At 52.1% G+C, this 10,876-nt stretch carries 11 protein-coding genes and 1 tRNA gene; 5 read left to right on the top strand and 7 right to left on the bottom strand.

Features of this window, described 5'->3' with window-relative positions; all coding sequences use genetic code 11:
* Positions 1 to 14: 14 nt before the first annotated feature.
* Together IMQ33_RS19310 and rsuA are read right to left on the bottom strand one after the other, a co-directional pair.
* Positions 15 to 1,211: a Bcr/CflA family multidrug efflux MFS transporter gene (locus IMQ33_RS19310; protein ID WP_065683206.1), complete on the bottom strand. Its 1,197-nt coding sequence runs from the start codon at positions 1,209 to 1,211 to the stop codon at positions 15 to 17.
* A gap of 30 nt (positions 1,212 to 1,241) precedes the next feature.
* Positions 1,242 to 1,955, bottom strand: coding sequence for a 16S rRNA pseudouridine(516) synthase RsuA (gene rsuA / locus IMQ33_RS19305; protein ID WP_065683205.1), 714 nt, complete (start codon positions 1,953 to 1,955; stop codon positions 1,242 to 1,244).
* Between the two features lie 285 nt (positions 1,956 to 2,240).
* Here rsuA and IMQ33_RS19300 point away from each other — a divergent pair, with 285 nt between their 5' ends.
* Complete coding sequence (locus IMQ33_RS19300; protein ID WP_196061802.1) at positions 2,241 to 3,998, top strand: DEAD/DEAH box helicase; 1,758 nt, start codon at positions 2,241 to 2,243, stop codon at positions 3,996 to 3,998.
* 150 nt (positions 3,999 to 4,148) lie between these two features.
* A complete protein-coding gene (rplY, locus tag IMQ33_RS19295; RefSeq protein WP_024486231.1) occupies positions 4,149 to 4,433 on the top strand; it encodes a 50S ribosomal protein L25 in 285 nt (94 codons plus the stop codon).
* Positions 4,434 to 4,516: 83 nt separating this feature from the next.
* Here the strand turns inward: rplY and yejK are convergent, their stop codons facing one another.
* Positions 4,517 to 5,521 carry a nucleoid-associated protein YejK gene (yejK, locus tag IMQ33_RS19290; protein ID WP_196061801.1) on the bottom strand — a complete coding sequence of 335 codons (1,005 nt, stop codon included), beginning with the start codon at positions 5,519 to 5,521 and terminating at the stop codon, positions 4,517 to 4,519.
* 161 nt (positions 5,522 to 5,682) lie between these two features.
* Here yejK and IMQ33_RS19285 point away from each other — a divergent pair, with 161 nt between their 5' ends.
* The 3 genes from IMQ33_RS19285 to IMQ33_RS19275 all read left to right on the top strand — a co-directional run bounded on the left by IMQ33_RS19285 (position 5,683) and on the right by IMQ33_RS19275 (position 7,856).
* Positions 5,683 to 5,910 carry a YejL family protein gene (locus IMQ33_RS19285; protein WP_065683204.1) on the top strand — a complete coding sequence of 76 codons (228 nt, stop codon included), beginning with the start codon at positions 5,683 to 5,685 and terminating at the stop codon, positions 5,908 to 5,910.
* Between the two features lie 9 nt (positions 5,911 to 5,919).
* Positions 5,920 to 7,704, top strand: a complete 1,785-nt coding sequence (yejM, locus tag IMQ33_RS19280) for an LPS biosynthesis-modulating metalloenzyme YejM (protein ID WP_196061800.1) — start codon at positions 5,920 to 5,922, stop codon at positions 7,702 to 7,704.
* Between the two features lie 75 nt (positions 7,705 to 7,779).
* Positions 7,780 to 7,856: transfer RNA gene (locus IMQ33_RS19275), tRNA-Pro, on the top strand.
* A 314-nt stretch (positions 7,857 to 8,170) separates the two neighbouring features.
* On the opposite strand, the gene IMQ33_RS19270 is transcribed toward IMQ33_RS19275, so the two are convergent.
* From IMQ33_RS19270 to IMQ33_RS19255, 4 genes are all read right to left on the bottom strand, one after another.
* Entirely contained in the window at positions 8,171 to 8,365 is a 195-nt protein-coding gene (locus tag IMQ33_RS19270; RefSeq protein WP_161739447.1) for a hypothetical protein, read from the bottom strand.
* Between the two features lie 244 nt (positions 8,366 to 8,609).
* Positions 8,610 to 9,062: a cell envelope integrity protein TolA gene (tolA, locus tag IMQ33_RS19265; protein WP_196061799.1), complete on the bottom strand. Its 453-nt coding sequence runs from the start codon at positions 9,060 to 9,062 to the stop codon at positions 8,610 to 8,612.
* A gap of 290 nt (positions 9,063 to 9,352) precedes the next feature.
* The gene (locus IMQ33_RS19260; RefSeq protein WP_139102303.1) at positions 9,353 to 9,823 is read right to left on the bottom strand and encodes a hypothetical protein; all 471 of its coding nucleotides are present in this window, start codon (positions 9,821 to 9,823) and stop codon (positions 9,353 to 9,355) included.
* A 310-nt stretch (positions 9,824 to 10,133) separates the two neighbouring features.
* Positions 10,134 to 10,736 carry a hypothetical protein gene (locus IMQ33_RS19255; RefSeq protein ID WP_196061803.1) on the bottom strand — a complete coding sequence of 201 codons (603 nt, stop codon included), beginning with the start codon at positions 10,734 to 10,736 and terminating at the stop codon, positions 10,134 to 10,136.
* Positions 10,737 to 10,876 lie beyond the last annotated feature (140 nt).

Raw genomic sequence — 10,876 nt, 5'->3', positions numbered from 1 at the left:
GTGTGAGGGGCAAATCAGGCAGGATTATTGCGCGGACGGCTGGCATAAAAATAGAACAACACCGCCACGATGCTGCACAGGGCCATAGATGAAACCATCGGCCAAGCGCTCTTACCTGGGGCCAAGGACAGTATTGCCCCGACCAGCGCGCCAATGCTGAAGCGCAACGTCCCAGCCAGCGAAGAGGCTGTTCCCGCCATATGAGGGAAATCGTCCAGGATCACCGCCATCGCGTTAGACGAGATCATGGCGATACAGCCGAGATAAACCGCCACCCCGAGCACCAAAGCCCAGAACCCCAGCCCGCCGGCGGTGACGGCCAGCAACCATACGCCCATCGTCAATTGCACAAATAGACCAAGGCGGAACATTTTGACCGCCCCCAGGCGGCGCACGTTGCGGCTATTGATCAGGGTCGTCAGGAACAGAAACACGATGTTCAGCGCAAAGTAATAACCAAAATGCTGCGGTGAAACGTTATTCAGCTCGATATAGACAAACGGCCCGGCGCTGAGGAAAGAAAACATCCCGGCAAACGAGAAAGCACTGGCTAGCATATAGCTCAGCACGCGCTTGTGGCGGAACAACGAGCCGAAATTCCTCAGCGTGGTGCGCAGATGGAATTTTTGCCGCCGCTCCTTGGGCAACGTTTCCTTGATAAAGAACGCCACCAGTACCGACCCCAACAGCGCCGCTGCCCCCATGGTCCAGAAGATGGCATGCCAGCTGAACCATAGCAGCAGCACGCCACCGATCATCGGAGCCAGCAATGGCGCAATGGTCATCACCAGGATCACGAACGACATCATGCGTGAGAACTCGTCCTTGGTGAACATGTCACGCATCAGGGCGTTGATCACCACGCTTGCCGCCGCCGCGGCCAGCCCGTGCAGGAAACGCAAGTTGATCAGTTGCTCCACCGATTGGGCCATCGCACAGGCCCCTCCGGCGATAGCAAAAATCAGCGTGCCCCACAGTATCACCGGTTTGCGACCAATGCTGTCAGACATCGGCCCATAGAACAGTTGGCCAACGGCAAAGCCCAGCATGTAGGCGCTGAGCGTCATCTGCACCCGGCCCGACTCCACGCCAAACTCCTGGGCGATTATCGGCATGCTGGGCAAGTACATGTCGATCGCCAACGGCATCAGCATGGACAGCAGGCCCAGAATAAAGATCAAACCGAGGTGAGAGGTCCGGTTCTGTTGCACGTTCAACGACTCCTTGGTCGGTCGCAAAAATTAATCCAGCAGGTGCGGAGCGCCTACGCTGGCAATCTCTTCTTCGGTCAGCGGGCGATATTCTCCCGGTGCCAAATCGTCATCCAACACAATGGCACCAATGCGCTCACGGTGTAATTCGATGACCCGGTTACCCACGGCTGCAAACATGCGCTTCACCTGATGGTAACGCCCTTCACTGATGGTCAGGCGCACCAGGGTATCTTCGATTTTTTCCAACTTCGCGGGCTTGGTCAGATCTTTTTCGTTATGCAGCTGCACGCCTTGCTCGAACTGCTGAGCGGTATCGGCGGCCAACGGATGTTCCAACGTCACCAGATAGGTTTTCTCACACTGGTGACGCGGTGAGGTGATGCGGTGCGACCACTGACCGTCATCGGTCATCAGTACCAGGCCGGTGGTATCAATATCCAGCCGCCCTGCCGCATGCAGCTTGTACGCGACGGGTTCATCCAGGAAATAGAGCACGGTTGGATGATCCGGGTCGTCGGTAGAGCACACATAACCCTGTGGCTTATTAAGCATGAAGTAACGTGGCCCGTTCAGCTGTGACAACACGTTGCCATCAAACCGCACTTCCTGTTCCGGAGCCAGTTTAAGAGCCCCGCTCTTGACCACTTCACCGTCTACGGTGACACGTTTTGCACGGAGTTCACGCGCTACCAGCGCACGGCTGATACCCAACTGCTGAGATAAAAACTTGTCCAGTCGCATTGAATCTGCTTTGCCTGTCGTTGTTATGATCGCATTGATCTGGTTGCTAAATATGACGCCCCGTTGTCGCACCAGGTGCAAAAAACAGGTTCGAAGAGGATGTTCGCGTAGGGAAGCCGCTTAGTATAGCGACGGAAACGATGCCATAACAGGAGTAATTTCCATGCTTCTCGCACTGCGTAGCCGCAGAGGGCATAATAATAGAAATTTTTCCGCCGTCTGAGGAGCAAAATGTCACAATTTCAGTGGAATGTTACAGCCCACTTCAGCGAGCGGTACTAACGCATGGCTTTTACCCTACGCCCCTATCAGTTGGAAGCGGTCGACGCCACCATCAAGCATTTCCGCCAGCATCCTGAACCGGCCCTGATCGTGCTGCCAACCGGCGCTGGCAAAAGCCTGGTGATCGCCGAGTTGGCAAAACGCGCCCGTGGCCGGGTGTTAGTGCTAGCCCACGTTAAAGAGCTGGTGGCGCAAAACCATAGCAAATACTGCGCTTACGGCCTGGAGGCCGACATCTTCGCTGCCGGGCTACAGCAAAGAGAGAGCAGCGGTAAGGTGGTGTTTGGCAGCGTGCAATCGGTAGCACGTAATTTGTCACTGTTCGACGGCGCATTTTCCTTGCTGATCGTCGACGAATGTCACCGCATCAGCGACGATGACGACAGCCAATACCAACAGATTATTCAACACCTGCAAAAAACCAACCCGCAGCTGCGCCTGCTTGGCCTGACGGCCACCCCTTACCGGCTGGGCAAAGGTTGGATCTATCAATATCACTACCACGGCATCACCCGTGGCGACGGCAACAGCCTGTTTCGCGACTGCATTTATGAACTGCCGTTGCGCTATATGATTAAACACGGCTTCCTGGTGCCGCCAGAACGGCTGGATATGCCGATCGTGCAGTACGATTTCAGCCGCCTGGAGGCCAGAAGCAACGGCCTGTTCAGCGAAGTGGATCTTAACCGCGAGCTGAAACAGCAAAACCGCATCACGCCGCACATCATCAGCCAGATCGTCGAATACGCCGAAACCCGTAAAGGCGTGATGATTTTCGCCTCCACGGTGGAACATGCTCGTGAAGTGCATGGTCTGTTGCCAAGTGGGGAGGCGGCTCTGGTCAGTGCCGAAACACCGCCAGGCGAGCGTGACGCGCTAATCGAAGCCTTTAAGCAACAGCAGTTGCGCTACCTGGTTAACGTGGCGGTGCTGACGACGGGTTTCGATGCACCGCATGTCGATCTGATCGCTATTTTGCGCCCTACCGAGTCCGTCAGCCTGTATCAGCAGATCGTCGGGCGCGGTTTACGGCTGGCCCCAGGCAAGACCGACTGCCTGATCCTGGACTACGCAGGCAATCCCCACGATTTGTTCACGCCGGAAGTCGGCGTCAGCAAACCCCACTCAGACAGCCAACCGGTGCAGGTCTTTTGCCCTGGCTGCGGTTTTGCCAACCTGTTTTGGGGAAAATGCACCGAGAACGGCGACATCATCGAGCACTACGGCCGCCGCTGTCAGGGCTGGCTGGAAGATGATGAGGGGCATCGCGAGCAATGTGACTACCGCTTCCGTTTCAAATGCTGCCCGCACTGCGGAGCAGAGAACGATATTGCGGCACGCCGCTGCTATCAGTGCCAGGAGGTTCTGGTCGATCCGGATGATATGCTGAAAGCCGCGCTGAAACTGAAGGATGCGCTAGTCCTGCGCTGTGGCGGAATGGAACTGCAAAGCGGCAAGGACGACAAAGGGGAATGGCTGAAAGCCACCTATTATGACGAAGATGGCACCAGCACTAGCGAACGGTTCCGCCTACAAACGCCCGCACAACGCAAAGCCTTCGAGATGCTGTTCCTGCGCCCGCACCAACGGGCACCTGGCGTCCCCTTCAGTTGGCAAAACGCGGCGGACATTCTGGCGCAGCAGGCGCTGCTGCGCCATCCAGACTTCGTCGTCGCACGCAAACGCGGCCAGTTCTGGCAGATACGTGAAAAAGTTTTTGATTATCAGGGCCGCTTTCGCCGTGCCAATGAGCTGTATTAGCCCCGTGCGGCAGGTTTTCATTGCCCAGCGAGCGGCTTTCCGTTAAAATGCCGCCCGCTTTACCTGGGTTCGCCCAGTGTGAAAGCAGGTTATCGAGCCTGTTACTGGGTCGCCTGTAGCAGGGTAAATTTTCTTTTAAGAGAAAAAACAATGTTCACTATCAACGTACAAGTACGTAAAGACCAGGGTAAGGGTGCGAGCCGCCGCCTGCGTGCAGCAAACAAATTCCCAGCTATCATCTATGGTGGCGAAGAAGCTGCGATTGCTATCGAACTAGACCATGATTCTGTAAAGAACATGGAAGTTAAACCAGAATTCTACAGCGAAGCAGTAGTTTTGGTTGTCGACGGTAAAGAAACCAAAGTTAAGGTTCAGGCTGTACAGCGTCACCCGTTCAAGCCAAAACTGGCTCACATCGACTTCGTTCGCGTTTAATCGCCACGTTATCGATTTTCGGGACGCCGAAGTGAAAAACGCCGCAATTGCGGCGTTTTTTATTGGCTGTCATTCAGCGATGCTTACTTGCCGCCCGTGCGACGTTGCAACTGATCGCGCAGATTCGGTGGCGTACCTCTGATCGTCAGGGTATCGGTGGCCGCATCCCAGAAAATGCGCTCCCCCAGCAGCATCGCATCAAAGTTCAGGCTGATACCGCCGCCGCTGCCGGCAAATTTGGTCAATTGGCGTAACGTGCCGCGATCCGCCGGGAAGCTATCTTCCAGCTCGTAGCCCTGTTCGCTGGAAAACTGCAGGAAATCCTTCTCGCCCACCGGGGCTATCTCTTTCGACAGCTCCTGCAGCTCGATCTCTTCACCGGCCTGCAACTGCTCATTACAGTAGCTGTAAACCTGCTGACGTACCGTCTGGCGTTCGTGTTTGCCTAGTTGAGCATCGGCACAGTAATCATCCACCGCCTGTAACAAGCCACGGTTTTGCGCTTTGGTATCCAGCCCTTCCGACGCCGCCAGGAAATCCATAAAGAAATCGGAGACCTTGCGCCCTACCCGTCCTTTGAGGAATGTCAGATAGCGCGTTGATTGCGGGTTGGTTTCCCATTCGGTCAGATCGATACGCGCCACAATGTCCGCGTGGTTGATATCCAGATAGTGGGTGGTGCGGATATCCAACTCTTCATTGACACGCGTACTGTTGCAGCTGTTCAGCACCGTGATCAGCAAGTATTCCACCGCCAGATAGCGATAATGGGCGAACAGCACCACGCCACCGTCGGCAAACGGATATTTGGCCAGTTCGTCGCGCAGACGGCCGGTGGCTGCACGGCTAAATGCGAGGAAGTCGTCATCACCCTTACGGCAGTTACGCAACGCGTCCGCCAGTTCGCTCTGCTCGTTGAACAGGCCGTAAGCCTTACTCTTGGCGCTGTAAACGCGATTCAGCTCTGCCATCATCTCTTCCACCGCCGCGTTGGTGGTAAGAAGGGAATCGCGCAACACCACTTCCAGCGTCTGCTCATCGCGTTTTACCAACTGGTGCAGTGCAATCTGCTCGATATCCAGACTCATGATCAATCCTCCTGTTCTTTGAGCGCGTATTCAAGCACTGAAGAAGCCGAAAGACAACGGGCATGGCAATGCCTTAACGATCTTCACGCTATAAAAGAGCGGAAAATCACGGCCCCATACGGTAAGATATGGGACTTTGTCGAGCTTTGAGCACAATATTTATGCCACAATCATCTCGTTATAGTGACGAACACGTTGAACAACTGCTCTCTGAGCTGGTCAACGTTCTGGAAAAACACCATACTCCCACCGATCTCTCTTTGATGGTATTGGGCAACATGGTAACCAATTTGATCAACACCAGTATTGCTCCCGCACAGCGGAAGACACTGGGCAGATCGTTTGCTGAAGCCCTGCAGGCTTCTATCCGTGAAGATAAAGCGCATTAATAATTACTTATGGTGACAAACCGTCAGCGTTATCGTGAAAAAGTCTCCCAGATGATTAGCTGGGGGCACTGGTTCGCCTTATTTAATATTCTGCTCAGTATCGGGTTGGGCAGCCGCTACCTGTTTGTTACCGACTGGCCGTCCTCACTGCTGGGGCGAGTCTATGCGTTGGTCAGCCTGATTGGGCAGTTCAGCTTTATTGTCTTTGCCGCCTACCTGCTGATCATCTTCCCGCTCACCTTTGTGGTGATGTCGCAGCGCCTGCTGCGATTTATTTCCGCGACGTTGGCCACCACTGGGCTGACGTTGCTGCTGGTCGACAGCGAAGTCTTTACCCACTTTCACCTGCACCTTAATCCGGTGGTGTGGGAGTTGGTCATCAACCCGGACCAAAGTGAGCTGGCGCGCGACTGGCAACTGGTGTTTATCGCCGTACCGGTGATATTCCTGATCGAAATGCTGTTTGCCACCTGGAGCTGGCAGAAACTGCGCAGCCTGAACCGGCGCAACTTCGGTAAGCCGCTGGCGGTGTTATTCATCTGTTCGTTCTTTGCTTCGCACCTGATTTATATCTGGGCGGATGCCAATTTCTATCGGCCGATCACCATGCAGCGCGCCAACCTGCCACTCTCTTACCCAATGACTGCGCGTAAGTTCCTGGAAAAACACGGCCTGCTCGATCAGCAAGAATATGAGCGCCGCCTGATGCAACAGGGCAATCCAGAAGCGGCGGCCGTTGAATACCCGCTCAATAGCCTGAACTACAGCGATAAAGGCAGCGGCTACAACCTGCTGATGATCGTGGTGAACGGCGTGCGTACCCAGGATCTGGCGCAAGACATGCCGGGCCTGAGCCGCTTTGCCCAGGAAAACATCCGCTTCAGCGACCATTACAGCTCCGGTAACCATGCGGACACCGGCCTGTTTGGTCTGTTCTACGGTATTTCGCCTACCTATCTGGATGGCATTCTGGCCGGGCGCAAACCGGCCGCATTGATTAGCGCACTGAGCGATCAAGGCTATCAATTCGGCCTGTTCTCTTCAGACGGTTTCAACGCCACGCTTTACCGCCAGGCGCTATTGACCGATTTCTCGCTCCCGCCGGAACCGTTCGTGCAGAGCGATGCTGCCACCACGCATCAGTGGCAGAGCTGGTTGGCCACTCAAAGCGGAAATAGCCCTTGGTTCTCCTATATCAATTTCAGCGGTGCAAAGTTCCCAGAAGGCGACAATAAGCTCTCGCCGGAAGCCTTTACCCAGCTCTATCGTACAGGCGCGAAAGACGTCGATGCACAGATTGAGCAGGTGCTGGCAACGCTGAAAGAAAAAGGCCTGCTGGATAAAACCGTGGTGGTGATCACCGCCGAGCACGGCATAGAGTTCAACAATACCGGCAAAGGCAACTGGGGAGCGGGCAGCAGCTTTAACCGCAGTCAGTTGCAGGTTCCGTTGGTTATTCACTGGCCAGGCACGCCAGCACAAACCATCAATAAGCTGACCAATCATAACGATGTGATGCGTACGCTGATGCAACGTCTGCTGCATGTGAAAACACCGGCTAACGACTACTCGCAGGGCGAAGACCTGTTTGCCGCACAGCGAAAAAACAATTGGCTCGCCACCGGTGACGGCAGCCAGTTGGTGATCACCACGCCAACACAGACGCTGACATTGGATGGCAATGGCAACTACCGTGCCTACGATCAAGACGATAACGAGATCAAAGACGAGAAACCCCAGCTAGCGCTGCTGTTACAGGTGCTGACCGATGTAAAACGCTTTATCGCCAACTAACTGCTTAAATCTAGAGCAATCGGTGAGGTAGCTGCTTGAATTTACATCTGAAAAAGGTAGTATAGGGTTCTGCGTCGGCATGTAGCGCAGCCTGGTAGCGCACCGTCATGGGGTGTCGGGGGTCGGAGGTTCGAATCCTCTCATGCCGACCAACTATTTATAAAAAAACCAACCAGTTACGGTTGGTTTTTTTATGCCTGGAATTTGGCCATGGTAAAATGATGGTAAAATTGCCGGCGAAATGAGTGATTCAGCTCAATACGCCTATAGAATACTGAGCCTCTTTTACCAAGTCTGCTTATCCTATGTTTTAACAGCACTTTTCAACCTTCCGAGTTTAACCGTGCCAGCTCAACGTTATCCTGACCAGGAAAGGCACTGCCCCTTCCTATGTTCCAACCCTATTGCGAACATTACGGAGCCGGTACGGGGCAGCATTGATTATGTTGTGGCGGCTTTGGGGATTTCAACTGCCGCCATGGCCCTTGCTGTTTGAAGTAGCTAATGAGCGCTTTATAAACTCAATCTTCGCCGTTTGCCGCCTGAGCTCCAAGATGCGTAATACGTTGAAAACGTCTGCTTTGTCGATACCTTCCTCTAAAAGCATATTGAAATCATAGAGAAACAGTGTAACTTCCTCTTTGCTAATCTCTGGCCGCATTCCGTTATCTCCTTTATGTTACCTAAATGGCTACAATACATTAACAATCGAGGTGTAACCGGGATTTCTGCCGGGGCTGCTATCGCTCCTTGGTTTCTTCGATCGGCGCAGATTAGAGCGGGTTTGTGCCGTATGACCGCACAAAGTTTTCGTTTCCCCTATAACCGAATAACCCGCACTAGGCGGGCTTGTCTGAAGTATTTATGCCGCTCTAACCAACTGAGCTAAATGGCCGATGGTTTTATCACTCAGTCGCCCAGGGCCTGAATTCCAGTACAGCATTTTTAAAAACACTATAAACAACTTGTGATGGGGGTTTAGGAAAGGTGGTATTTGCTGTTGCCTTTATAGCTGCACGACAAAGTGCAGCATCACCATCTACAGCCTGGACATCCAGAAGCATACCATCCGGAGCTAACATGATTCTTAAATTGCATTGTTTACCAGCGTATGAATTGGCATCGTAAAAATTGCGTTGAATAGCGTATCGAACCTGCTCGGCATACTTTTCAACCCCCACCCCAGGTGCATTAGGAGTGCCGCCGTTGAGGGGAGTAAAAAGATCATCAACACTGTTTCCGGATAGCCTGGTTTTAGCCACAGAATCTGTTTTCACACACCCCGACAATAACGATGTGGCAATGACTAAAAGCAATGTCGGCAAGCCAATTTGAAATCCTATCCAAACCCTCTTCACGCTTTGTTCCTTATGGAATATCCACAGCAAAGAATAATAAACTAGCAAAAGAATTCAGAAGATTAGAGCGGTTTCTTACGCTCACGCAAAAAATGTTAATAAAAATGACAAAACCCCGCCGAAGCGAGGTTTTTTGATTAAATAAGCTACTGACTAGCAACAGGCCATACCAATGTGTCATTTCAGGCCGTTCGCCAGATTGTGTCTCTCAATGGAGAACGGTGCCATTGTGACTGTTCACAAGCACAACACTAATCAGAGACCACCAGCGATTAATAAGCCCAAGAGTTTCAGCTCTGCGGGCAGGCGACCAGATAGAGATCGTGGACGGGCATACTCGCATCAAAACCACGTATTCTCTCTGGATCATCAATAGCCGGGTCAGCAAGCTGCTTGGCTACGTCGTCTACACTGACATCTTCAACATAAAAAGTCGCATCAGTCATTTTATTGCAGTTAAAATAGGTCCCCATTAATACCATTTTCCCAGGGGTCGTATAGCTCTCCTGTTTATTAACCAGTGCAACAACACCATCCGCTCGTTTAGCGACGACAGCATAGCTTTCCTCAGAACGGTCAAAAACATAGGCATCATTTTCTGGATAAGTCGACCATATAGTAGACTTTTCAGCAAACAACTCTGCCAAATTAATCGCTGGCTTTAGTGCATTTTTGTTATCAGCATCTTGGGCAACTGCCGAAGTCACCACGCCGATGGTGCCAACCGACAGCATACCTAAAAAGAGTAGTGTTTTTTTCATGGTATTAATTCCGTTTTGAAAAAGTTTTAAATACAACAGCTTAAATAATAACCTTATGACTGTAAAAGAAGTAATGCACAACCGATCATCTTTGCACTCAATTATGATGGGTGCATTCAAACGGACGCGCAAAGATCAATATGCATAATAAAAACCAACGGTTCATACCTTGACAATTAGTGTATAACGGCAATAGCAAGCTACCACAGCCCACTCGGTTGCGCTGACGTACAACGCGCCATGCCGTGCCTGGCGCACAAGTAGCTAAAAATCAAACATCTATGCGCTCGATTTTGATGGGCGGTGCACTTCACGCCCCTCTTCGGAGATAACCCACCGTCGCAAACAGGCAAAGCGAATAGCCAAATAGCTCACAGCCCTCTTCCACCATATTCTTCACCACGCGGTTATACCCATCGAGCATCAGCTCATGCCATAGCAGTTGCATACCAAACAGACGTGAAAATACTAATATGCATAACAACCCGGAAAACATCATGCCGTAACTTGGGTGACTGAAGAAATGTGCTAGTCCACGTAGCGTAGCGGGCAGCTCTTTGAGTGCATAAAGCACACAGATCAGCGTTACGGCTAAGGCAAACCACACCCAGGCACCATGCCTCAGCATATCGAACACAAAGTCCATCTCGCGGATCAGCATACATAGGAAGAAGCCACCGATTAATACCCTGGCATACCGATGCTCCGCCTGACGATAAGCGGAGATAAAGAAGCTGAGGGCTATCGCCACCAGTATGATCTCTTGGGTTACCTCGGTGAGCGACGTCTCGGAGACAAAGTTATGCAGCCAATGAACGTCAATGAAGATAAGGCCTATCAACAATGCTAGACAGATACCTGATAGAAGGAAGACACACAGCTTTCTAATAATTATGGATAAATCTTGTTGCATATTAAGAATGATTATCAATTTCAAGGTGGCTCTATACTATTAATCTCAGCCAAGGATACCGTGGCAAATAGTGCGTAATGGCGATGTTGGCAACTCTATAGAGCACACATTCCCCAAAATAGACCACGATAAAATTTTCC

It is taken from the genome of Serratia sp. Res13-Sevr-LER1-36-b, assembly GCF_015673035.1.
GTDB classification, from domain to species: Bacteria; Pseudomonadota; Gammaproteobacteria; order Enterobacterales; family Enterobacteriaceae; genus Chania; species Chania fonticola_C.
The sequence above is the reverse complement of the archived record's forward strand: the minus strand, read 5'-3'. Positions and strand labels throughout refer to the sequence as shown.

Excerpts from the sequence above, each read along its gene's own strand:
- yejK (WP_196061801.1), bottom strand. The coding sequence starts at position 5,521 with ATGAGTCTGGATATCGAGCAGATTGCACTGCACCAGTTGGTAAAACGC.
- yejM (WP_196061800.1), top strand. The coding sequence starts at position 5,920 with ATGGTGACAAACCGTCAGCGTTATCGTGAAAAAGTCTCCCAGATGATT.
- IMQ33_RS19260 (WP_139102303.1), bottom strand. The coding sequence starts at position 9,823 with ATGAAAAAAACACTACTCTTTTTAGGTATGCTGTCGGTTGGCACCATC.
- rplY (WP_024486231.1), top strand. The coding sequence starts at position 4,149 with ATGTTCACTATCAACGTACAAGTACGTAAAGACCAGGGTAAGGGTGCG.
- IMQ33_RS19270 (WP_161739447.1), bottom strand. The coding sequence starts at position 8,365 with ATGCGGCCAGAGATTAGCAAAGAGGAAGTTACACTGTTTCTCTATGAT.
- rsuA (WP_065683205.1), bottom strand. The coding sequence starts at position 1,955 with ATGCGACTGGACAAGTTTTTATCTCAGCAGTTGGGTATCAGCCGTGCG.
- IMQ33_RS19255 (WP_196061803.1), bottom strand. The coding sequence starts at position 10,736 with ATGCAACAAGATTTATCCATAATTATTAGAAAGCTGTGTGTCTTCCTT.
- IMQ33_RS19285 (WP_065683204.1), top strand. The coding sequence starts at position 5,683 with ATGCCACAATCATCTCGTTATAGTGACGAACACGTTGAACAACTGCTC.
- IMQ33_RS19300 (WP_196061802.1), top strand. The coding sequence starts at position 2,241 with ATGGCTTTTACCCTACGCCCCTATCAGTTGGAAGCGGTCGACGCCACC.